Consider the following 22,657-nt stretch of genomic DNA (forward strand, 5'->3'; position numbering starts at 1 on the left):
GGCATATGGGATTGAGAGTAGCGTTACTTGGTGCAGGAATTATTGGGGATTATCATTTGCGCGCAATTGCGTCGATGCCGCATATGGAAGCAGTGGCCATTGCCGATGTCAACGTTGCAAGAGGAGACGAATGCGCGCAACGGTTCGGTTTGAAGGCTTATACGGATTATCGGCTTATGATGGAGGAGATGCGGCCTGACATCGCGATTATCGCCCTTCCCCACTTTCTTCACCTGGAAGCCGCTATTTATTGCGCAGACCGCGGATGTCATTTGCTTTTGGAGAAGCCCATGGCGATATCCGTACAACAATGTGATGCGATCAACGAGGCCGTCGAACGAAATCATGTTGTGATGCTCGTCGGGCAAACCCAACAATATATTTCACATAATCTGAAGGGCAAAGCTCTAGTGCAAAGCGGTTCGCTAGGCAAGCTGGTCATGATTCACGATGTTCGGCACGGCGCCTATTTCCATGCGGACCGCCCTGCCTGGTTTTTGGACAAAGCCAAATCTGGCGGGGGCATCGTATTCAACTTGGGCGCTCATGCTATCGATAAAATCCAATGGCTGACGGACAGCCGCATCACACGTGTGCGCGCGTCGCTTAGCTATCACGCCGAGCTTTACCCGGATATGGAAGGCAGCGCGGTCATGATGCTGGAAACGTCAGAGGGTGTTACCTGTACGGTTAACTTGTCTGGTTATGAGGGAGCCGATCGGGAAGAAACGGAGCTCATATTCACCCATGGGATGATCAAGATCATTAACCACGATTCCGTATGGATTAGTGAAGACGGCAAGTACCGCCAAGTTCCTATCGAACATGCGGTCAATCCATTCGTGCTGCAATTGACTGATCTGGCGGCATGCATTCAGGAAGGACGACAACCTTATTCCTCTGGTGAATATGGCCGTTCTATCGTTCGCGTGATTGAAGCCGTATATCGATCGGCGGAACGTGACGAAGAGGTCAGACTTGAGCCCTAAGTGGGCTTCCCAAACATTCGTTCCACTTGTATAGGTGAGAAGAACCTGACCTTTGAGTTTCCGGTCAGGTTCTTCTCATCTTCCAGGGCGTTATTGGAACTGCGGCAAGTATTGTTTTTGTGCGGCGATCATTTCGTCCACCATCGCTTCCGCAGCAGAGCGATCATTCAAATATCCGCCTAGCAGGACAGCTTCCACGAACAGATTCCGATCGCCTCGCAGTGCGGCGTCTACCGTCAACTCGACGATCGCGAGAGGCTTGGCGAGCAGCTGTGCGAGCGTATCCGGATAATCGAGAATTTGCAAAGCAGCGATCCCTCTAGCTGTCGCTGCCCCTGGCAGTTCAATTACTGCATCGCGCGGCAAGTTGGGTACGGCTCCTCTGTTCTGCACGTTGACGGAGAATAGATGCCGCTTGTCATTTTCAATCGAATCGATGATTTCCATCAATTGCTCATGTTCACCGCTTAGCTTGTCGAAGAAATCGTCCGGGAGCGGGTCAGGGGATTGGCCGAGCTCATCCATCCGGTCATAGATCCGATCCCCATAGGCGATCACTTTCTCGAACGAATAGGCGTCCTTCCCGAACGTCTTGCCATAATATTGTGCGCCGGGGAACCGTTCCGGGAAAAACTCAACAACATGCCTATCGCCGGGAGCCGCGTAAGCCCCGTATTGCTCGAAAAAGGACCAGGCGTAAGGATTGCTGATGGCAGGCGCTTCCTCCCCCATCTCGCGGAACATAGCTCCCACATTCTTGAAGTCGATGCCGGCTTGGGTCAAGGCATGAATTTTATCGCGGATCAACGGACGCGCGTCCTGACCGTCATAGCGAAAATCGTACATAAACGTCAAATGATTGATCCCGATGGAATAAGCGGTAAATTTGCTTAGATCGAGACCTGCGAGCTGGGCTACATGTCGTTCCGAATCGTGTACGCCATGGCAAAGTCCGACAACCGGAAAATCGGTCGCCTTGCTCAAAGCTCGGCATATCATTGTCATCGGATTGGAGTAGTTGAAGAAGGTCGCATTGGGGCATTGCTTCATCACATCACGAACGATGTCCACCATCGCCGGGATCATCCGCATAGCTCTGGATATGCCTCCTGGCATCGCCGTATCGCCAACCGGTTGATAGACACCATACTGGCGCGGAATGAATACATCTTGCTCCCATGCTCTACGTCCACCCACACCAATCGTGCAGACAACGTAATCCGCGTCATCCAATACGTCCCGGCGATCGGTGGAGTAAGTCAACCGGATGCTGCCTTCCTTGGCGCTAATCATTTTCCCGCATAGTTTGGCGATAGAATCCAGTGCACGCGGATCGGTGTCAACAAGTGCCAAGTGCCAATTGAATCGTCCTGGATTCCGCAACAAGTCCGCGACCAATCCTTGTGTAAACATGGAACTCCCCGCGCCAATGAGAACGAGCTTCCTATTCTGGTTCTCATTCATATCCTTAATCATGCTCCTATTCAACTCCCTCGCGATATTTGATTCATAGGCATGGCTAATAGATTTTTTCTCGACATTTGCGATATAATACATGAATCGAACACTCGGAAGACTGGGACCTATCATTTAACTTGAAAAGGAAGCTACCGAATGAAATATCAGTATGCCTACCGCGTTCCAGACCCGGATGATAAAGGTTATCATAGCCGGGAAGACGCCTTAATCATCAATTGTATTGGTTACGAATACGATGAGCCTGCAGGATTTGCCAATCGCGAACAAGGCCGTGTCGATTTTCTGCTGTCGTATTTGCACAGCGGGTTCATGAAAGTCAGAATTGCGAATCGCGAGCAGAAGATCGAAGCAGGAACCGTATTTATAAGCAAACCGTATGAACGGCAATATTATGCCAAGACCGGTAATGAACCGACTGGCAGCTACTGGGTTCATTTCACCGGCTACGGCGTAACCGATCTGTTGATCAAAGCCGGTTTATGGCAGGAAAGCATCTTCGTCACAGGGGTGAATCCTGAGATTCCTCAGCTGTTCGCAAGGATCATTGAAGAGGAGACCGAGAAGCTGCCTAGCTTCGAGCACATATCCGCCACTTTATTGCAAGAGCTTGTGTATACCGTTTCCCGTAAACTATCGATTCACGAGAAAGTAAAACATATGGACCCCAGGGAACTGGGTCTGCACGCTTCCTTCGACCTTCTGCACAAAAACTATGCCCGTAAGCTGACCGTCCAGGAATTGGCCTCCCGTGCCGGGCTAAGTCTAAGCCGTTACTCCAGCCTATTCAAGCAATATACCGGACTTTCGCCACAGCAGTATTTGATTCAATACCGATTCCAGAAAGCGAAAGATCTGATGCGCCATACTCATCTGAATATTAGACAAATCGCTTCGCTGGTCGGCTTTGACGATCAATTGTATTTCAGTCGGCTATTCAAAAAATATGAACACCTGTCCCCAATCGAATATCGAAAGACGGTATCGATGACGGATTCTACTACCCAAACGATCGGGTCTGAGTAACCGCCCCGCTGCGGTAGATTCGGATACGCTCCCTAATCGGATCGCCTTCCCACTCCATGGGGCCATCTCCCAATCGAACAAGAAGTTTATCCGTGCCCCACGGACCGTTGACAGTGAACACAACACCGCCTTGAATCGGTTCATTCAAGATGTCAATTGTCGGCGAATCTCCCGTTTTCGGATAGGGAACCATGACTGCCGCAATATTCATGACCGCCGCACCTGGATCGGGAACCAACACCAGATTGTGGCTAACGATCGTATCGCCATCCTCATATCGGCTCATTCGATGATCAAGATTCACGTCACAAGCGTAGTTCAACAGAAGTCCCGCTTTCGGAGCATCTGCAAGGAAGAGATGGTCACCCACGTATCGTAACTCGCCGCGGCTGTGGAAATTCCACTCCATCCCTCCGGTTGGCGAAACCAGCTCGTCAAGTACGAGAAAATAATTCGGTCTGATGAATAGCAGGGTGCGATCGTAGCGCTCCAATTCCTTGTAGCTGTTCGCCAGATCCGTCTGGAGAACATGGAACTGCTCGTCATGCTCATGTAATGTGATCTTTACTGCCTGTTCCGCATCCTTGTAGGATTGGTTGAGTCCGCGAATCGTTACAATGTTATGATAGACTGATTGCACATACATCACGTGACCAGGCTTGCTGTAATCAATCATCCCGGGATCCGCCGCTAAGAACTCCCCGTATGCCTGTATGATGAATTGACCTTTATCAAAATGAGTATGCTCGAACGACTGTCTCCCGCCCTCGAAAAACAACATCGTATCCGATTCCCTGGAGCCTGTGCGCCAGAAAATACGATCACATTCGAACCTCTGGCTTTCCGGTAATGCTGCCTCTGCATAAGGCCGATCCTCATACAGCAACAGAGTCAACAGGCCATTCGTCGTGTACTGCCCCGTATTGTTCTCGGCGCCAAAGAAAGAACTTCCTGGTGGCTGAGGAGCGTCGTAATACTGATGCCACATCCAGTCTGCAGATACTTCCTCGTAGTATTTGGCGAAGAATAATAGGGAAGGACCCATGTATCTAAATCGTTCGCTTCTGCAATCGCCGATCGGCAGAAAACTCAGGTTGTCCTCATTCATCGAACGCATATGCAGAACATACTTCATGCCTTCTCTTAATTGCGGAGGGGCGAGATCAAGAATGTTTTGGTTCCGGTAACGGGCAATTAATAGTAAACATTCTGCAACATGATGTGTGGTGTACTCCCAGTACATCATTCCTTCGCCTGTCGTCCCGTCAGGCTTGTAGTAGTTGTCGATCATCCGCAGAAACCAGTCGGTTTGCCGTTCCAGAATCGAATCGACATCGGGATGGCTTCTTCTGGCTACCAGGCAGGCGTGTAAGATGCCGGAAGCGTAAACGGCGCCTTGATTGCTTTCCAGCAAATAGCCGTCCTTGTGCCTCCGCATATACATATCGATTGGCGGAATCGCCTTCTCATAGACTGCATCCTCTACCGCTTGCTTCTCCTCGGAGGTGAGCAGACCGCCCAAAAAATCGTAGCAGAGCGCGACACATTGCATGAGATGCGATTCTGTGAACGTTGCGCGATAGCCGGTTATGCCTCTCGGAAGTCGGCAGAGGAAGCCCCCGCACCATTCCTGGCATTGAATAGCAGCAAGCAGAGCCCTTCTTGCGGAGAGGCCGTATCGAAGATCACCGCCTAGCAAGTATGCGAGCGAGCTGTAGACAAGCGTGCTGAACCAATGTCGTGTCTCGTCAATCGGAACGGAAGGTCGTTCGATCCCCTGCTTCCCCCAATACACGGGAAAATAGGTCCCTACATACGATTCCGGGCGGTACGTCAAGTTGGCCTCAGCTTCCGCAATCATATTCTCGAATAATTGCTTGCCGGTCCCCGTTGTTATTTTCCGTCGAAGCTGCACCAGTTCCTCACGGTCGAACAATAGCTGGAGTGGCAGCTCCTCATCTTGAGCCAGATCAGTCTGCTCCGGATCGGCAATATCGGCAATACCGGTAATTTCATGTGATTGTTGCGGGTCTGCCCCTATCCGCTCCAGCATGAACCAGTACAAGTGTGCCAAATGTTGGCCTTCGTTGCCGCTTGCCAGCTCGATCGTGATGTCCTGCAGCTTGTTTCCTTGAATCGGCACACGGATTTCTTCCATCCCGGAGCCTGTGCGGTTATCGATCAGCAGCTTGTTCTCACCGTCAATGACGGCACGAAGACTGAATTGTCCTTTTGTCTCGACAGAGACACAAACGATGAATGCCTGAAACTCGCTAATGTCATGATCATAGGCCCGTGAATAAGCCACTTTATTAGCTTCTCCGCCATGGGGAATAGTTAACTTCAATTGAGCATACAACCAGGCACGTCGAAGCTCGCCTTCCGCGACTGTCGGAACGTGCTCGATCCGTTCCCGCTTCCACATCTCTATACTGAAGTAACCGGTGCTCGTAAATATGTCCAATAAACATTCGTTTGCGTTGATCGGCATGAGCGGTCGCTGCGATAGCCATTGAGGACTTCCGATTGCCAATACAGTGCCAGCAAATGTGTAATCCCGAGCACGAAGCGCGATGGTATAGGCGCTCTGCCGTGCATCCTCCGGCAGTAGGATGTACATGTGTTCCAGCCCCGCCCACTCAACAACAATTGACATTTCATGGACGACCTCATCATGGCGATCTGACACGATAAGCTCAACCACCAACATCGATTTGTTACTGGAGTGGACCGGTAAGTCAATAAAACGGGATGCCTCTTCCGATGGAGGAAGCTGAATTGTATATTCACCTTGCTGTGCCGTGTCCCATCGAATGAAGGAATCGGTTAATGGATCGGTTGCCATAAGGTTCTCCTCGCTTTCATCCCTGTCTCTGAACTTCGCTCTGAGCCTGCAAATGACGCCAGTTCCGACAGCGTCGGATCAATTCCCTTAGCTGGCTGCGCGTTAATCCAGCCTTGCTCTCTATACCTGCACCCGGTTGTTCGTATCCGATTGGCACGAAATACGTATCCATCCGGTCCGCAATAGATTCGATCCTGTGCCAGGATGAATCTGCATCTGTTTGTTCCCCCATGAACAGAGCCTTATAGTACTCAACAAATTCCACCTGCAGCTGAAGAGTGTCGATTCCGTACAGCAGCAACCGCCGATCTTCGCCTAAGCGCAGCTCATATTGCAGCTCTGTGAATGCTTGCGATCGAGCATCAACCGGATTGAGCGCCACCTTCCAGCCTGTGGGTTGTTGCTGTGGATGGACGGCCTTATCGGCGTCCAGTGCTGAATGGATCAGCCTCAGCGCTTGCTCCAAAAGGGCGACTGACATTCTGCCTGATTTCACTGCATCAGCAGCTTGATGGCTGAAGTGGTCGCTCACTGCAAGTGGTTGATCCGGCCTCGCTCCATTCCAAGCCAGAAGCAGCGATAACACACTGTCTTTCTTCCATGCGCGCCAATCGGCTATACCGCTCCACCCCTGCTCGATCAAGCTGCAAGCTTCTCGCATGGCTGATGCATGCGGGCCATACCAATTGGAGAAGTACTCTTGCAAGAAGTTGTCCATATCGGTCTTGGCATCCCAGCTCAATTGCGCATACAGCAGTTGCGTCAGAGTTCGCATTCCCCAATTGACAAGGGGGACATGCATATAAGTAATCCCCCGCACCCCCATCCGGTAATAGGCGGGAATATCGTGCGCCAGTCGAGTCGTGAACAACAATGGCAAGTCTTCGAACTTGGATACGTTATAGTATTCGCCTATGACGATAGGCAGAGCCGTTTGGTGCTCGCACCAGCTCAGCAGAGCGGCATGATATCGTTGGTTCGCCGAACAGCCTGCCGCTTCCATATCATGCTCGTAGCAGCGGTTAATCGGATAATAGACGACCATATCGCCAGCGGCGGTTATCACCTCCGGTACTGAACGCTGTGGACCTACGAGCGTACCGGTCCCTTCATAACCACAAACAATCAAGCGCACAGGATGATGAAGGTGTCCCCTCTCCATAGCTAGGTTGACTATACCCCTGATCCCGGCAACGAAGTGAAGAAGCTGGTCAGCACTGTTGCCTAGTCGTTGGCAAGATGGACACATGCAAGCGTGTCCCCATGTGTCGAATCCCCACAAATCAATACGGTCTGCTTCCCGCCAATCCTTTTGCAGCCGTCGAACGAGTGCCCCGCCCAAATAGTCAATCAAGTCCGGCTGTGATACGCAAAACTGAGTGCGTAACGCTTCTTCCTTGCTTCGAACCCCGTTCGCTGGCAAGCCGTACCATTGCGGGGATTGCTCCCAGATCGTTCTGCCGCTGGGAAGAACACGATCGGTATCAAGAAGGGGCTCGAAGATGTGACCGCCAACTTTAAATACCATTCCTAGCTTACGACAGAATGCGGCTGTAGCAGGACGATAGGCCGTTACATTCAAGCGGTTCCTTGCCATCCACAGAAAGAACGTGTTGGATTCCATCGATACGTATTCGAAGTCGAAGCCACGACCCAAATCCATAGACGCTTTGCCAACAATCCTATCATTGGGAAGGATCAATTGCCTGCTTGGTTGTGGTACAATCTCTCCGCCAGCACCGGGGGCGTACCAGCGCCATCCTTGGATTCGCAGAAGTTCATAAGCCCCATATAGCACACCGGCTCTCCCCGTCCCTGTGATGACAACACCTTCCCCGCTACGTTCGAGCACAAATGCTTCATCCGTCCGGAGCGGATCGGCGATGTGTAAGGCGATCGTAAACCCGCCTTCCGCAGAAGCCTCAACGATTCGAATGGGAATGGTCGGCATCGTCCGGCTCAAGCAGCGCATTAATTCCATCGCTGCAAAGGCGGTCGTACAACGAGCAGCGGCGGCGTGATCGCCATAGAAATCAATTTCCTGCTCCTCCTCTGCCCAGATTGCACATAACAATTCCGCACCGGTGTAGGGGACCACTATGTCGATCGCGATCACAGCTTGATCCCGATTCACATGCACTTACATTCCTCCTTTAAGCCAAATGCAAAGTGATCAATCTGTAATGGTGGAACCGCTTTACTCCATAAATTTTACAACCCCTGCTCCTGCTGTCATATAAAGATAACGCCTTAATATATGGACAAATCGATTATATACACCGCAAAGGTCGAATGAAACACAAAAAAGCAACAACCATACATCTTCTGGATGCGTTGTTGCTGCAAGTCTTATGAGATACTCCTATCTTGTCAAGATCAACCCGATGGGATCTGCGTCCGAGGTGTCCAAATGATTAAGCCGATTGCAAGATCTTGGCTTGCAGATTGGAGCGAATGATCCGTATTCTCTGCCTCACGTAAAAGTCGTAAGCAGCACCACGAAGGTCCTGTATAGAAATAAGCTGTTCTGTATTGTTATCGAAAATCTCCATGGATCCGTTATCGTAAAACTTGAATGTGATATCCTCCCAGGGGACATCAGCAGAGTCAAGAATCTTATCGATCTGATCCTCCGATAAAAACTCGCTATTCTCATACATTACCTTCCTGTAAAAATCTCTTTCAATAAATCTGATTTTGTTAGCGATCATGGCGTCTGCACCCCTTTTCGAATAGTAGGAACATATGTTCTATAACTCTATAATACCAAACATTTGTTCGTAGTCAATATTTTACAAGCCATATTTTCATAGAATTTTCAAAAAAAGAACCGCCCGGAGGACGGTCTTGTAAAAATCTTAACAATGGCTAGGGTTTGAACGGCAATATTAATGGTTTCTCCTCGTCCCCTTACTTTTTATTCGAATCAGGGCGCCGCGGATTGACCATGCCAAAGATATGATAAGGTGTTATCCCATTTGCAAATAGGCTATCTATCAACTTGACCAATTCTTCCGACGATAGATCTTTGCCGTTGCGTATCCAAAGGCGAAACATAGATATTAATGTTGATATGTAAAACTCAATTATGTATGGTGCTAAGACATCATTTGTTGGAAAGTCCACAATCAATCTCTCAAAGGGAATTTCTCTTTTCAGGCGTTCAACAAAATGAACAGAACCATAGTCGCCCAAGAGGGCTTTAAGAATTGAAATTTCCTCTGCATTTTCCAAGCATTGAAGTGCATCTTGGAAAGTATGTGTAGAAAACTCTCTGCCTGCCATTTCCTCGTTAATGGATTTCAAGACACGCTCTTCAACGCAGTCCAACAACTCATAGATATCCGTAAAGTATTGATAAAATGTACTGCGATTATATCCTGATTGGTTAGCAATCTCTTGAATGGATATTTTTTCAATTGGTTTTCGGCTATATAAATCACAGAATACATTTATAAAGGTTTGCCTTGTTTTGTCCGTAATTTCAGGTTGCTTATTCATTATTTGCCTCCATTTTTCTGTTCAATCGATTATACGACAGATATTAAAAATCTGATGGTTGATGACCGTATAGTGAATTTATACAATAACATTATACAACACGTTGTTTGATCATTAACAAGGATTACTATATATTTTTAGGAGGCAATATGAGAATTTTATTCTTCGGTAGAGGTGTAATATCGACCCAATATGCTTGGGCTTTTGAAAAGGCAGGGCATACAGTTGAGTTTTACGTTAGAAAAGGGAGAAAAGAATCCTTCGGAAGCAACATAGAGCTTGAAATGTGGGACGCACGAAGAGGGAAACAGCTAATAAAAGAAAGCTGGAACGTCAAACTGCATGAGGAGCTGAGCCCAAATTATGATCTCATTATTGTGAGTGTCAACACGGAACAACTTCCAGAAGCAGCACAATTACTATCGACTGCTGCTGGAAACACCCCTGTCCTAATTTTCAATAATGTTTGGCAAGATTTGAAATCATCGATCTTACCATTGTCTATGAACAATGTTGTCTTTGGGTTCCCAGGAGGAGGAGGCGGCATCGCGGACAATAGGCTTAGAGGTGGCTTTTTGAAAATGCTATTTCTGGAAAAACCACGTGTAGGCACTGAACAAATTAACAACAAGGTCAAAGAACTATTTGAAAGTGCCCATTTTAAAATTAGTTGGATAAAGGATATGCAAAACTGGCTATGGGGTCACTTTGCCATGAATGCGGCTATAGAGACCGAGGTGTTAAAACTGGGAAGTTTTCCAGCACTCATGAATCATAGTGACTCATTCGCAAATGTTGGTAAGAATATGAGGGAAATTATCCCTGTACTTAAAGCAAGAGGCGCAAAGATTGATAGGATTTCTCTATTGTTGACTAAGATTCCACCGGCACTTCTCGGCACGCTTTTTAACAAGGTTATTTTTGCAAAGGGCAGCTTACCACGACTTTTCATGGAATACAACAATAGTAAAGCAGGTTTTGCGGTACTTGAAGTTGTGAGAGAAGCAAAGAAGTTAGGCATACCTTTTCCGCGTCTTACTGTGACATTTGAAAACACTGAACATCACAAAGTTATTGAAAATTCCATATCATAAAATTTGCAGGATTCTCTGTCATCATGCGGATAATTTTGGCCTTAGATTCTACTTTGTTCCAAGCCTTTCCTTCACTGAGCTTAGCTTTTGATTATCGTGGTATGCACCCGCCCGTATCACAGCGTTAATACCATGAAGATTTTGTACGCTTTCTATAGGGTTGGCGTCCAGAAGGACCAAATCGGCGTTTCTGCCAGTATCCACGGTCCCCATATCATTCATCCGGTCCAGCTGTCTCCGGATTCTTTCAAAAAAAAGCATGACATTCTATCATTTCTCCATCCGACGAACGGAAGCCTCATCAAATGCCCTGCGCTGAATTAATTACTTTGGTTATAACAAATATAGCCCGAACTTTAGAAGCTTCGGGCAAAGCAGCTATTTATTAAAGCAGGTAAATGTGGCTCCAAAACACTACTCCCTAACCAACCACACACAGCACTCCACATGCCTTGTATCCCTATACTGTCATTGGATTGAGCTCATTAGCTCGTAGAAGTATTTAGGTTCATGAGTTTTGTTAAGACGATACCAAGCGTCTAATGTTTTGGGAGAAAATACATCTAGCACTTTTAAAACATGAACAGAAAATTCTAATGGAGCTACTCCGGATGCAGTGATCAATTTCCCATCGGCGACAGCAGATTCCACTTTGTAATATTCTTCGCCCGTGTAAGAAGGGCAAATCATTTTAAGGTAGGCCAAATCATTGCTTGTGTGCCAACGTGAATCTAACAATCCTGCTTGAGCAAGTCCGAAGGTAGCACCGCAAATTGCTCCAACTACTATCCCTTCCTTTACACACATCTCGGCCATTTTTAATATGGGCACGTGAATAGCTTCTGTCCATGTATTTCCACCGGGTAAAATCAGTGCATCTACGCTCTTAATACTGCACTCATCCACTGTAATGTCAGGCATTATTTTCAATCCGCCCATTGTAGTTACTGGAGTCTTTTCGATCCCAACGGTGACTATTTTTGCTGGAGCCAGCCCCTGTCTGAAGTATCTCCCAGAGTTCAGTTCGGCGGCTACATAACCGATTTCCCAATCGGACATGGTATCAAACACATAAAGATATACGGTATGATTCATTTTCTAAATGCTCCTCATCAAATTTAGTAAGTACCAGCAACCCTTCATCTGTAATGAGTGGGTATCCTTATAATAAAACAACTTCACTGACGACTGCTGTCAGTGAAGTTGTTAAGCTTGATAATATTCCATTAACTCTGAAGCAAGCGCCACAAGCTTATTCTTTAGATTCTGTGGCTCTATCACTTGAATAGATTTCCCATAGGGAAGAAGGATATTCGGAACATGTGTATACAGGTATTCTTCCTCAAGTAAAAAAATGGCTTGCGTCGATGTCCGCTCCTGCAAATGATGCTCCAAAAACCAATGTATGCATAAATCATCCAACGCCTCTGCCCTGCCCTCAATAATGAAAGAAATCAATCCGGATTTACCTGCTACATCAGGTAACAGATTGTTAATAAAACATCCATGGTTTTTTAACCGCAACCCCAGCATGAAAAGTACTGCATGAGGTTTAGCGGTTTTTCTGCTTTTCCATACTAGTAAGGAACGCAATTGGAATAAACACGCAGTTTTTTTATGGTGGTTCGACCCTGGAAATAAAACAGTGAGGATTCGAAGCGTGTACAACCCTTTGTTGGCTCTCTTTTACGGAAGGGATGACCACGTACAGAAAAATGGCTATTTTTCCTTCCAGTCCACCAATTGCGTACCTTACCATGAAGAGCTTCACTTTATGGAAACCTTAATTACCCATTGTGCCGGCATGGACGTCCATCAAGAAAGTATTGTCGTTTGCACCATGACAGGACTTGCAGGAGATACCCCTAGCGTTGACCGTTGAAACCAGAACCTTTTCTACCATGACGAGAAACTTGTTCGAGCTCTTGCAATGGCTTGAATCCAAGGAAATCACTCATATTGCCATGGAAGTACCGGCATTTACTGGCGTCCCGTTTACAATGTGCTCGAAGGCTACTTCGACATTACCCTTGCCAATGCCCAGCGCATCAAAAATGTACCGGGACGCAAAACCGATGTATCCGATGCCGAATGGATCGCTAAACTTCTCAGGCACGGCTTGATCGAGCCAAGTTTTGTCCCTCAAGCAGACCTTCGTGAGCTTCGCGAGCTCACTCGCCTTCGGAAGAAGCAAGTGGGTGGGCTAACCGCAAAGAAAAACCGGCTTCAGAAGGTCTAACACCATGTTTATAGGCATCCGAACTAATCGTTGGAAAAGCATCAGGATCGCTGATAACCGCATCTGACACCATTTCGAACAGTTCCAAGCTCTCATCCATACTTGCCGATCCTTCCATCTCCGCCAGCAAGTCTGGCACTCTTCTGAAAATACCGTTAATTTTAAGATACTTCACGTAGTCGATGGCTTTATGTAGCTCGGCTTCTCCATACTCCCAAAGACATTTAAGTCTCTGAGATATTCATCGAAACGATCCCGCAGATCGATAACCAAGAAGCATTTCGAAGCTCCACCCTCAAGCTTCGTTGTGAATCGGACACCATATGTGCTCTCCGTATATAAAGGATGTTTGCCGTATAATAATTCAATTTCCCATAGATCAGCAACAGGGTTCGCCATTTCCTTAGTTTGTGTGCTAGCGTCTAAGCTGCTGCGTTCCCTGACCAACTGTAACATAAAGATTCTCCTCTCGTTGAAGTTTATCGCATCTCAAGTAGGAGTGCGAAGTTTGTCGATTACCTCTAGGTAAATTCTATCAAAAAATCCTGAGAAGGGGAATCCATAATAAAACAGCGGGTTAATAAGCCGCTACGTCCAAACTACTACCAAGCATAAAAATGTCACAGAGAAGCCAGTAAATCTGCGTCAATAATTACCACTAATAAAGAATACTAATCGGAGGGTTTGGAATCAGGTGAACACAGCTAACTCCATGAAAAGTACCCATTTTCCTATAAAAGACTGCTATTTTCAAATCCTAATTCTTGTTATAGATAAAATATACAATTCACAAGAACTTAACTCCTAATTTCATTAAATTATAACCGCATACAATGATCACATCACCAAAGAAGCACCAACCTTAAAGAAAAATGCCTCCAGACACAGAAAAGAGGTTAATGTTGGTAAGCATCAACCTCTCTGAGGTACCATGTTACTTTTTTATCACTGCGCCGTTAGTAGGTTGGCCGTGAACGACCAGCCCCTTATCGAATAGATCTTGTAGGTCTACCTTATAAAAATGTCCAGCCTCTGTTGTGTACCAAATATTACTGATTTTAACAACCATGATAGAATGATATCTATTTCCAATGGTAGCTGATACGTTTTTACCCTTATTCACAGCAATTCCGTCAGCGTGATTTTTTGCAGCAAAAATAGCTGTGTTGTAGCCCATAACATCAAAGACCGAGGAGTAGATGTGGGCTTCACTATAACAATCTCTTACCTTATGTACGAGGGAATCAAAAGCCGATCTCTTCGAAAAATCTTCTGAATCAACATTTCCCGGTATGAAGGAGGTAGCCAGCATCGATGTTCTATATGCATGAGCGGCTTGGTCAGCGGTAAGCCCCGCCTCCAAGAGCGGACCGAATGTACCGTGAGCCAAGGTTAACCCCCTATGCTCATTCGAGTCTGAAGGATAGTTTGCTGCTCTGTCCCCTTCGTAAAGATACGCTTCAAAAAGAGCTTCAAATCTGCCGCGCGAATCAAGTGGTACGGTATCGATTGTCTTTACCTTTTCATTTATAATTTCCATGACCTTATCATATTCCGCTTGGTTCTTTGAGCCATAGGTGTGCTTTCCATATAACACTACGATGCCATTGACGCCACTTGTTATGGTGGCGGTGAACGTCTCAGCGTTCCAATCGACCCTAGCTCCAAGCGCCTCAGATACAAAGCGAAGTGGTACCATTGTAGAACCATTGATGATCTCGGCTTTTGCCGCTAACTCTACTGGAACCAAGTTGACAAAGGCGTAAGTCTCGTCAACTCCCAAAATAATGGTGGTAGTATCCTTTGTAGCAGTGACTGTTCGAGTGGCTTGATTCCACTCCACCTCCGCCTTCAAAGCTTCGAATACCCCGCGCAATGGAACCATCGTGCTGCCATTCTTGACAATAGCCGACTGGTCGAACGTCTGGAGAACACCGTCTATGACTACGTTAACTTTCTGGTACTGCTGTGATGCAGCTAACACTGTCATTTCGCCAGACTTACTCTGCGCGGAGACTACGCCACCTATAGCCAGCATTGATGTCACTAAAGCCGTACTAAGGATTACGGCAACCTTCCTCTTATGATTGACCACGAATATACCTCTATTGTTTATTCTGTGTCGAGAGCTCGACACTTACCCTACCACACCAACGATTACACTTATTTACTTTTTGTTGAATACTTGATCTGGCATTTGGATTATACCATACTGACAATGGTTGTAAAAGGAGTTTTCCCCTTGAACGACCATTCATTGATCATAAAGCAAGTCATTGGTAAAACCATTAAAGCTACTCGAATCAAACAGGGATTAAGTCAGGAGGATCTCGCAGGTCTTTGCCAAGTTGACCGTTCTTACATATCGTTAGTCGAGGTCGGTAAAAACGAACCCTCAGTCAGCAAGATCTTTGAACTTTGCCAAGGGCTTAAAATATCCCCCTCTGCCTTCTTCAAGATCGTAGAAGCCGAATATGAGAAGTTGAAGCAGAATCATAATGACTGAATCCTTCAATTCATCACTAATTATTTTACTTCAGGTGCATACAGAAAGCTGTTGACTATAATCCCCCATTACACGCCAACTCTAAAGCTTCAACAACGTTTTGCCGATATCTCTTTATATCAAGCATTGTTTTACGGGGGATGTCGAAGTGGATATCAAGCTACAAGTTGGACTGAGATGTAAGGAATTACGTGCACGATCTGGAATGTCCCAAGAAACACTCTCAGCCCGAGCAGGACTTGATCGAAGCTACATCAGTGGCATTGAGCGGGGAGAACGTAATGTGAGCATTGTCAATATCGAAAGAATTGCCACCGCACTGAACATTTCCATTGCTTATTTCTTTTCGAACGAGCGCTTTTTAGCTGAACCAGCCTATCAGCAAAAGGATTTCACCATTCCGTTCCTGGAGCGGTTTGGCTACTCGTTGGACAGTGACAAGAAGGTGCTGAGTTTTCAAGTCCACGGTTTATTAACAGGCGCTAATGTAGAGTATATGTCCAAGACGTTGATCGGCATTTGTTCCTCGTTCGGAAAAGACGAACTCAGCATTCTTGTGGATCATCGCGATATGAAGGCTGCAGACGGAGAGATCGCTGTTTACTCGCCGGAAGTCGCAGAAAAAGCGATACAATTTCAACAAGAACTGACCATCTACGGTAAGAAAGTCGTTGCCTTATGCAACTCTGATTATATGGTTCAACAATTAAACCATGTTGCCTTGCAAAGCGGCATTCATGAAAAAGCTACACATCTGTTTAATCAAGATACAGCCATGGTTGGGAAAGCATTCGAGCTTTTGGACATCAACGGCAACGATCTGATCAAGGCTGCACATTAAAACCCGCCTGAGCTTTTCAAGGCGGGTTCGTCATTCTCATTCGGTAATCAGTTCTTGTATTTGCCTCGCCATCCGCAGCCCGTCCTTAATTCCTGCCTGATACATCATCTCCTTTTCAACCGTATTCCGATGATTCTGTAGCTCATCCCATTCCAGCACCAGTTGATACTGATCGAAGGAAAGCGAAGCCTTCAAGCGCTCCAACAGGTGATCGCTCTTTTCAACCTCCTGCGGTTGCAATCGACGCATGCTCAATTGATTTGCCGTTTCCATAAAACGTTTATCTAAGCCAGCTTGCATCCATTCTGGAAACGAGGGCAGCATCAGAGTTGAGTGGACAACGATCCTTGTTCATACCGCCACCTGTAATTCTGCCTGCTGTCTCAGGCTGGCGATTATAGATTCGCGTTCTGTGCGGATAGCTTCAACTTCTTTGCCGATATCGGCGCGGCGGTCGGGAGGAGTCTGGCGGTGACCGTGTTCAATTACCAGCTTCAGGTGACGCTGGGTGAGGGAGAGTAAGTGTTGCTCGCTGGCGGGATCGATGTCGAGTTGGTACAGGCGGATGGGTTTCATGGGAACGCCTCCTAAAGGAAGATTTGTTGTATGTTAGCTTCTTTTTGGCGTTATTTCAAGTTATCCTCATCGTTTTAGTTGTATTTTTTGGAATGAAAAAAGCATCTGTAGCGAGAAACTCTGCAGATGCTTGATGGTGTAATGCTATACAATGGACTGCCGATACCAACTCGCATTTGTAATTGTCCGTTGCGAGTACGACAGTTTTCCCTTCCTTACGAACAGCATCGACCGATCCGTCCTTCTCGACCTTCCAGATACGATCCTGGGGGTCTGGAATATGGAACTCTTCATTATCCCATCCGCCGAATCGGGCAAAGGTCGTGTCAAATACCTCCACCAAGACTTGCGCGGCACGTTCGCACGTAATACCGCTAAATTCGACCTCTACGCCAAAGGTGAGGTCTGATAAGCCTTCGTGCAATATAAACCCCTCCTAGCCAAGAAAATTACCGCCTACTACTATGTGTTTTTTCTCAAACTTTTTAACGCATTTATCCGGATTTTTGAAAATATTGTTGAGGAAATTTTCGATAGGTGTGCTATTTCCGATGGATTCAGAGCGAGGAAGGTAGTGATGGACAAATAGAAAACCACCCTTGGGACGGTGGGTGGTTGGGTTGGATGCTTATTAAAAATAAAAACCGATACCACTTGTTTGTTGGTAGTGGAAATATGTCGGATGAATTATTTTACCTCACACAATCGAGAGAGAGCCATACAATCGATTAATTTGACAACGACTAAAGCAACAAAGCCCATCACCGTAGCAACCTCACCGACCATAGACATCACCTCCCGAATGTTATCCATTATGCCATGTCCCCGATCGACATTGAATTCCAACCTCTCGATTGGATGAGGCGGGACAATTCTGTTATATCACATTTGAAGATATGCGCGCAAATAATCTTCAACACACTTGAATGTCAGGAACTTTTCGTTACGATCTTTCAGTCTCCTCAACCCTCTAACTAGCTTATGTTCAGGAAACTTATCTAAGAGTAACTTCAAATTCAAGTGGTTAAGCTTCGTGGTCGATAAGTGCAGGACTCTAAAAGTGAATACATTTTTGTTCTCAATCAAAGCATTAAGTGCATCTTGCAACTCATCACTTACTGTAACCTTGGGGTACGCGGTTAGGATTGTAACTCCAGTTCCTAAATTCAAGTGTTTTACATCTTCAAAAGATGTATTAACAAAAATAACATTCTCAAACTTAGCACTCCTAAAGTTACACCCTTCGAGTAGCGCTCCGACAAAAATACAGTTTCTGAACGTAGCCCCCTCAAAATTCCCCTTCCTTAAGTTAGTCCCAAGAAAGTCAACCCCATCAAAACTAGCCTTCTTGAAGAAACACTTGGTCAGGATTGCACCTCTGAAGTTTACGTTCTTAAACTTTGCATTATTAAAATTAACCTGAAATGACCTGCTCTTACAAAAGTATAAGTAGCTATAACTTCGACCGATCTTCGTTGTCTTAAAAGAGTTTAGTCGATAAATCTTCAATCTCTTGATAGTTTTTGTCATTAGAACACCTTCAATTCTATATTTTCCGCATATACATATTTCACCAAAATGATATGTTGAATCGCGAATTCATTCCTTCATCCCTGAGCCAATACTAACATATAGCCATCCTACTCAAGCAGACAGCCCTTATTAAGGTATCTAATAAGGGCTGTCCACTGCTTACACCAAAATACTTTTCAATGTAGAGATCCCATGAATCTGACTTATAAGTTCTTTTGGACAATCCATCAGGAACTTTGTGACGCATGCAGGGTTATATAAGACGATATGAAGATGACCTTTATCGAAGTCAAATACCATATCTCCCTTGACCCTCCACTCGCGCTCATGCGTCCAATCAGTTATATCCCATTCCTTCGTGGATTCGTTATAAATGAACTCATTGTCGACAATTCTCCACCACTCATCCTTGTGAAGAAAATCTTTAGCGGTTTGTGTCTCTTCGTAAATCACTGACCGTGCACCATACTCTCTATACATTTGAGATTTTACGAATGAAAGTCCTACCCCACAATAACGTAGTTTTTCTTTCGGGTTTTGACTTCTCCGAAATTTTTCATGTTCTACATTTTGAACAATAGCGTAGAGTGGAGCATCTTGGAAGCATACGGCTTTTGAATCACCAACAATATAAGCATCTTTGGCGCTTCCTTTCAGTTGCTTTGTTATTAATATTTCGATTAAGTTATCGAAGCCAGTAGATTTATCTCTTCAAAGGACTTTCCAGATAAATCAATTCCGGCTGCGGGTCTAGTCAAATGAGTGAGCCGTCCTGTCAAATCCGACCTACTAACAATTCTATTGACCCATGCTTCATAAGTAATTCCCACTGCCAAACCATCTCCTTAATTAATTTACTAATGAGTCTATTAAATTCACTTTGATAGTTTAGACTCAACCTGAGAGTTTTATTCCATAAGGTTTATAGGCTTGTCGAGTTAGACAGTAATGATTCAAACTCTTCCCGAGTAGCCCAAGTTCCTCATTCAACCAAAGAATCTTTCCAGACCCCTCATTCAGTAAGACGTCAAATCCGAACTTCCTATAGAAGTGAGCCGACCGATCAATGTGATCCCAGGTCTACACCGGAAATCCAACCGTCGATGAACCTGATACCTAACTGGTGAGCGAGCTTTATGATCTCGCTCATGACGATGGAGCCGTAGCCGCGATTAACGTGAGCGCCCTCGATACGAATATCTGCTATCTGAATGCGCTGTTCCTTTTGGAATACGTGTAAGTAGATATTGGGTCGGGAGCTTTACACCCTTATCTGTAATGATCCGAATACGCAAATTGATATTGATATCGTCTTGATCGTCATCATAATACAGGCGGTATACGATGACTCGTTCGTTATACTTATTGGTCACGATATTGAGGACACGATGACCCTCGCCTTCAATCTGAGACGATTGATACTTAACTTCGTACTCGATGTCGCCTTTTCGCTTTAAAGGAATCGGCTTATAGTTACGCATTCGCTTCAGATCTTCGAGCGAATCACTGTCGCCAAATAGACCTTTCAGGACATCCATTATCTTTAACTTCTCCTCGTCAATCCGCTGATCATCATCTTTCAAAGCAGGAACCCCCTATAGCCCGAAGCCATATCTGTACTCGTTAATTCAACAGATAACCTCCCAATACCTTCCACCAAGTCGACAGAAATCTACAGAAAAAGAGACAGCGCATAAAGGCTGTCTCCGAATTGCTACATATATGTCAAGCTTGAAGATAATCGAAATTGTCTGCTTAGCGTTTCTCGGTAAGCCTAGCCAAGAGCAGGAGCTGCAAGTCCCGCTTGTCCATCTGCGGACTAACGTAAGGCGGGAGAACCCCTTCACTGATTAGACGTCTGAGGTGATAGTCGACCCGATCAGCACTGAAATACGGATTGTTCAAATACTCGAACACCTTCTCCAGATCGTAGTGAAGTCCGTAGAACTTAGACGATCTCGAATGTAGAAGGTAGCCATGCGCCATACCGTCTTCATTAAATGTCATGCTCTGGAATGCTTCGAATAGCTCATCGACCAATACATGCAACGAATTCAGGTATTGCGCTACTTCTTGCCGTTCCTGCTCGGGAAAATCCTGCGGAGCAGTGAACAGCTCGATCAGCGTCTCGATGTCATAATGATACCCATCACCCTCACGAATTCGAGTACTGTTCTCCTTCAAGAGAATCTGGAGCTGCTCGACAACATCGTCGCTGTGACGAGAGATCGGACGCTGCCGCTGCTGCTCGATAAAAATACCATGCTTTTTCTCAATTACGCTGATCACGTTCGATAAGAGGGAGCATCGTTTAATCGTATACTCATGAATTTTGGCAAAGCTCATGGAGAAGCGAATCGGCTGAACCGTATCGGGATTGTTACTGTATAGATACACCGAATAATCATCGTTACCTCCAATACTGCTGCTGACATCACTAGACCAAGAGGCGAAGTACTTGTCCGTACTCTTCCTGTCTGGCATGGTTCCATCAGCACTTCGCAAATCAACCGGATGCGCCCCGAAGCATGCCCGGATCTGCGCGAAGTAGGCATCGTCTGGAACTGCCGCATTGAATACCGAATCGTCCTTCTTTAGTGGGTGTTCCATCTCAAATACCCGATGGAGCTGCTCGATGGATTGAAGGACAATGTCGTATGTCGTGATCAACTGTAGAACATTCAATGAACGAACATCATCATGTGAGTGGTTCAAGTCGATATACGGCAAACCGTTCACGCTGACGGAGAGCCAGTCCTTCGCAGAGCAGATCAGGCTCCAAAGGTTCTTGCCGTTGTAGTTGCTGTATGTGTTAATCAGGAAATCGTCATAATCGCTTACGGCTTGCTTGAATTTATCGAGCAAAGCGCTATCTAAAATATATGAATTCATCATGCTTCCTCATTTCAAGTTTTGGTAGCCTAATAACCATTTTACCCCAAACTATGAAACAGAAAAACCACCCTTGGAATAGGATGGTTGATTGAGTAATGGTAATTACCTACTCGGCAGATTCTTTGCGGAGTGAAGGGAACACCTTTGAATACAATTCAGCCTTCATTTCTTCAATACTAGTAAACCTCTGGCTTTTATATGGAGAAATTGCTCTTGATATAAATTCCTTCAACGCTTCATTGGTTTCACGATGATACCCAGTTGTTCGACCAGTAAGAATAAAATAAATGACTTTTCCAAGTGCATAAGTCTCGTGTCTTATTTCATAATTTTCGAAACCAACTGCAGTTAAGTCAGTGTAATCATTAATAGCTCCCTTGATTTCTGTTCCTTGTCTGGTCAAAGTGCTATCAGGTCGTTTTACCAAACCGAAATCGGATACCTTTAAGAAGGAAGCACCATCGCCATAATGCTTTACTAAAATATTCGTGTAACTGATATCTCTATGGAGTATTCCTGTTGAATGAATATAATCAAAAGCACGAATCAATTGTTCTACATAAACTCTTCTTTTGCTAAACGTTAGTGTAGAATTGCTCCGGTTGATGTATTTTGACAATGTCTCATCTGCGTACTCCATTACATACTCATTCTTCTCATCATCATAGGAATAGGCTTTAATGACAAACAGACTATCCAGGGTTCGAAGATCGTTAAATTCATTTTTAAATCGCTCCAGCTCATCAGGTCGCAAATCACCTTCCGCTCGTTTTACGGCGAAGTAAGAATTATAATGTGGATCTTTATACTTTAATACCTTCGCGTATGAACCTTCGCCAATAAACTTCAATTTTGCAATTGCACTTGGTATTGTGCCTGGGATTGTCATGGTATCAACTAAAGTAAAAATAGGCTTGTCCTCTATGATTTCTATTGGTGGGAAATCCTCAGGGATAGGACTTCCTCCGCTTGTAGATAGAAAAGATCTGCATTTGCCCATAATTTCTTCATAGTAATCAATAATTTCAGGCCTGTTGATTAACCAGAAATTGTAACTTGAAGAGCCCCATCAGAGGCATACTTTTGAGTCAGGCGATCAAAACGAACGATCCATTCGATCGGTAACTTCCCTAGAA

At 45.6% G+C, this 22,657-nt stretch carries 21 protein-coding genes and 1 pseudogene; 6 read left to right on the forward strand and 16 right to left on the reverse strand.

All coding sequences use genetic code 11. The features are described from left to right. Nucleotides 1–5: 5 nt before the first annotated feature. Nucleotides 6–989 (forward strand): Gfo/Idh/MocA family protein, encoded by a 984-nt coding sequence (locus tag ABD796_RS09360; protein ID WP_344906393.1) that lies wholly within the window; start codon nt 6–8, stop codon nt 987–989. A gap of 90 nt (nt 990–1,079) precedes the next feature. Here ABD796_RS09360 and ABD796_RS09365 read toward each other — a convergent pair whose 3' ends face one another. After that, on the reverse strand, nt 1,080–2,579 hold the full coding sequence (locus ABD796_RS09365; RefSeq protein WP_344906396.1) for a family 4 glycosyl hydrolase: 1,500 nt from the start codon (nt 2,577–2,579) through the stop codon (nt 1,080–1,082). Nucleotides 2,580–2,603: 24 nt separating this feature from the next. On the opposite strand from ABD796_RS09365, the gene ABD796_RS09370 reads away from it, so the two are divergent. Next, nucleotides 2,604–3,491 carry an AraC family transcriptional regulator gene (locus tag ABD796_RS09370; protein WP_344906399.1) on the forward strand — a complete coding sequence of 296 codons (888 nt, stop codon included), beginning with the start codon at nt 2,604–2,606 and terminating at the stop codon, nt 3,489–3,491. Here ABD796_RS09370 and ABD796_RS09375 read toward each other — a convergent pair. The 4 genes from ABD796_RS09375 to ABD796_RS09390 all read right to left on the reverse strand — a co-directional run bounded on the left by ABD796_RS09375 (nt 3,466) and on the right by ABD796_RS09390 (nt 9,837). Next, a complete protein-coding gene (locus tag ABD796_RS09375) occupies nt 3,466–6,336 on the reverse strand; it encodes a heparinase II/III domain-containing protein (RefSeq protein ID WP_344906402.1) in 2,871 nt (956 codons plus the stop codon). The two genes, ABD796_RS09370 and ABD796_RS09375, sit on opposite strands and share 26 nt — an antisense overlap. A gap of 16 nt (nt 6,337–6,352) precedes the next feature. Continuing rightward, complete coding sequence (locus tag ABD796_RS09380) at nt 6,353–8,470, reverse strand: DUF4838 domain-containing protein (RefSeq protein WP_344906405.1); 2,118 nt, start codon at nt 8,468–8,470, stop codon at nt 6,353–6,355. 280 nt (nt 8,471–8,750) lie between these two features. Continuing rightward, the gene (locus ABD796_RS09385; protein ID WP_344906408.1) at nt 8,751–9,047 is read right to left on the reverse strand and encodes a hypothetical protein; all 297 of its coding nucleotides are present in this window, start codon (nt 9,045–9,047) and stop codon (nt 8,751–8,753) included. A 199-nt stretch (nt 9,048–9,246) separates the two neighbouring features. Then, entirely contained in the window at nt 9,247–9,837 is a 591-nt protein-coding gene (locus ABD796_RS09390) for a TetR/AcrR family transcriptional regulator (RefSeq protein ID WP_344906411.1), read from the reverse strand. Nucleotides 9,838–9,986: 149 nt separating this feature from the next. Here ABD796_RS09390 and ABD796_RS09395 point away from each other — a divergent pair, with 149 nt between their 5' ends. Then, entirely contained in the window at nt 9,987–10,931 is a 945-nt protein-coding gene (locus ABD796_RS09395; RefSeq protein WP_344906414.1) for a ketopantoate reductase family protein, read from the forward strand. A gap of 468 nt (nt 10,932–11,399) precedes the next feature. Here ABD796_RS09395 and ABD796_RS09400 read toward each other — a convergent pair whose 3' ends face one another. Both ABD796_RS09400 and ABD796_RS09405 read right to left on the reverse strand, forming a co-directional pair. Then, a complete protein-coding gene (locus ABD796_RS09400; RefSeq protein WP_344906418.1) occupies nt 11,400–12,026 on the reverse strand; it encodes a type 1 glutamine amidotransferase family protein in 627 nt (208 codons plus the stop codon). 111 nt (nt 12,027–12,137) lie between these two features. Further along, the gene (locus tag ABD796_RS09405) at nt 12,138–12,464 is read right to left on the reverse strand and encodes a WYL domain-containing protein (protein ID WP_344906421.1); all 327 of its coding nucleotides are present in this window, start codon (nt 12,462–12,464) and stop codon (nt 12,138–12,140) included. A gap of 241 nt (nt 12,465–12,705) precedes the next feature. On the opposite strand from ABD796_RS09405, the pseudogene ABD796_RS09410 reads away from it, so the two are divergent. After that, nucleotides 12,706–13,167, forward strand: a pseudogene (locus ABD796_RS09410) (IS110 family transposase); the annotation flags it as partial. Here ABD796_RS09410 and ABD796_RS09415 read toward each other — a convergent pair. Further along, on the reverse strand, nt 13,103–13,300 hold the full coding sequence (locus tag ABD796_RS09415) for a hypothetical protein (RefSeq protein ID WP_344906451.1): 198 nt from the start codon (nt 13,298–13,300) through the stop codon (nt 13,103–13,105). The pseudogene ABD796_RS09410 and the gene ABD796_RS09415 sit on opposite strands and share 65 nt — an antisense overlap. Nucleotides 13,301–14,104: 804 nt before the next feature. Further along, nucleotides 14,105–15,265 (reverse strand): copper amine oxidase N-terminal domain-containing protein, encoded by a 1,161-nt coding sequence (locus tag ABD796_RS09420; RefSeq protein WP_344906424.1) that lies wholly within the window; start codon nt 15,263–15,265, stop codon nt 14,105–14,107. 147 nt (nt 15,266–15,412) lie between these two features. On the opposite strand from ABD796_RS09420, the gene ABD796_RS09425 reads away from it, so the two are divergent. Together ABD796_RS09425 and ABD796_RS09430 are read left to right on the forward strand one after the other, a co-directional pair. Continuing rightward, on the forward strand, nt 15,413–15,676 hold the full coding sequence (locus tag ABD796_RS09425) for a helix-turn-helix domain-containing protein (protein ID WP_344906427.1): 264 nt from the start codon (nt 15,413–15,415) through the stop codon (nt 15,674–15,676). A gap of 148 nt (nt 15,677–15,824) precedes the next feature. Then, a complete protein-coding gene (locus tag ABD796_RS09430) occupies nt 15,825–16,517 on the forward strand; it encodes a helix-turn-helix domain-containing protein (RefSeq protein ID WP_344906430.1) in 693 nt (230 codons plus the stop codon). 36 nt (nt 16,518–16,553) lie between these two features. Here ABD796_RS09430 and ABD796_RS09435 read toward each other — a convergent pair whose 3' ends face one another. The 7 genes from ABD796_RS09435 to ABD796_RS09460 form a co-directional block, all read right to left on the reverse strand. Then, complete coding sequence (locus ABD796_RS09435) at nt 16,554–16,790, reverse strand: hypothetical protein (protein WP_344906433.1); 237 nt, start codon at nt 16,788–16,790, stop codon at nt 16,554–16,556. Between the two features lie 78 nt (nt 16,791–16,868). Continuing rightward, a complete protein-coding gene (locus tag ABD796_RS09440; protein ID WP_344906436.1) occupies nt 16,869–17,093 on the reverse strand; it encodes a hypothetical protein in 225 nt (74 codons plus the stop codon). 55 nt (nt 17,094–17,148) lie between these two features. Further along, complete coding sequence (locus ABD796_RS09445; protein WP_344906439.1) at nt 17,149–17,517, reverse strand: amidoligase family protein; 369 nt, start codon at nt 17,515–17,517, stop codon at nt 17,149–17,151. Between the two features lie 458 nt (nt 17,518–17,975). Further along, nucleotides 17,976–18,623 (reverse strand): pentapeptide repeat-containing protein, encoded by a 648-nt coding sequence (locus ABD796_RS35640; protein WP_379121322.1) that lies wholly within the window; start codon nt 18,621–18,623, stop codon nt 17,976–17,978. A 1,175-nt stretch (nt 18,624–19,798) separates the two neighbouring features. Then, nucleotides 19,799–20,209, reverse strand: a complete 411-nt coding sequence (locus ABD796_RS09450; protein ID WP_344906442.1) for a hypothetical protein — start codon at nt 20,207–20,209, stop codon at nt 19,799–19,801. 172 nt (nt 20,210–20,381) lie between these two features. Next, complete coding sequence (locus ABD796_RS09455) at nt 20,382–21,518, reverse strand: hypothetical protein (protein ID WP_344906445.1); 1,137 nt, start codon at nt 21,516–21,518, stop codon at nt 20,382–20,384. Nucleotides 21,519–21,627: 109 nt separating this feature from the next. Further along, complete coding sequence (locus tag ABD796_RS09460; RefSeq protein ID WP_344906448.1) at nt 21,628–22,521, reverse strand: serine/threonine protein kinase; 894 nt, start codon at nt 22,519–22,521, stop codon at nt 21,628–21,630. Nucleotides 22,522–22,657 lie beyond the last annotated feature (136 nt).

The sequence above is a fragment of the Paenibacillus hodogayensis genome (assembly GCF_039536325.1).
GTDB lineage: Bacteria > Bacillota > Bacilli > Paenibacillales > NBRC-103111 > Paenibacillus_AB > Paenibacillus_AB hodogayensis.

Excerpts from the sequence above, each read along its gene's own strand:
- ABD796_RS09360 (WP_344906393.1), top strand. The coding sequence starts at position 6 with ATGGGATTGAGAGTAGCGTTACTTGGTGCAGGAATTATTGGGGATTAT.
- ABD796_RS09365 (WP_344906396.1), bottom strand. The coding sequence starts at position 2,579 with ATGATAGGTCCCAGTCTTCCGAGTGTTCGATTCATGTATTATATCGCA.
- ABD796_RS09370 (WP_344906399.1), top strand. The coding sequence starts at position 2,604 with ATGAAATATCAGTATGCCTACCGCGTTCCAGACCCGGATGATAAAGGT.
- ABD796_RS09375 (WP_344906402.1), bottom strand. The coding sequence starts at position 6,336 with ATGGCAACCGATCCATTAACCGATTCCTTCATTCGATGGGACACGGCA.
- ABD796_RS09385 (WP_344906408.1), bottom strand. The coding sequence starts at position 9,047 with ATGATCGCTAACAAAATCAGATTTATTGAAAGAGATTTTTACAGGAAG.
- ABD796_RS09390 (WP_344906411.1), bottom strand. The coding sequence starts at position 9,837 with ATGAATAAGCAACCTGAAATTACGGACAAAACAAGGCAAACCTTTATA.
- ABD796_RS09395 (WP_344906414.1), top strand. The coding sequence starts at position 9,987 with ATGAGAATTTTATTCTTCGGTAGAGGTGTAATATCGACCCAATATGCT.
- ABD796_RS09400 (WP_344906418.1), bottom strand. The coding sequence starts at position 12,026 with ATGAATCATACCGTATATCTTTATGTGTTTGATACCATGTCCGATTGG.
- ABD796_RS09405 (WP_344906421.1), bottom strand. The coding sequence starts at position 12,464 with ATGCTGGGGTTGCGGTTAAAAAACCATGGATGTTTTATTAACAATCTG.
- ABD796_RS09435 (WP_344906433.1), bottom strand. The coding sequence starts at position 16,790 with ATGGAAACGGCAAATCAATTGAGCATGCGTCGATTGCAACCGCAGGAG.
- ABD796_RS09440 (WP_344906436.1), bottom strand. The coding sequence starts at position 17,093 with ATGAAACCCATCCGCCTGTACCAACTCGACATCGATCCCGCCAGCGAG.
- ABD796_RS35640 (WP_379121322.1), bottom strand. The coding sequence starts at position 18,623 with ATGACAAAAACTATCAAGAGATTGAAGATTTATCGACTAAACTCTTTT.
- ABD796_RS09455 (WP_344906445.1), bottom strand. The coding sequence starts at position 21,518 with ATGAATTCATATATTTTAGATAGCGCTTTGCTCGATAAATTCAAGCAA.
- ABD796_RS09460 (WP_344906448.1), bottom strand. The coding sequence starts at position 22,521 with ATGGGCAAATGCAGATCTTTTCTATCTACAAGCGGAGGAAGTCCTATC.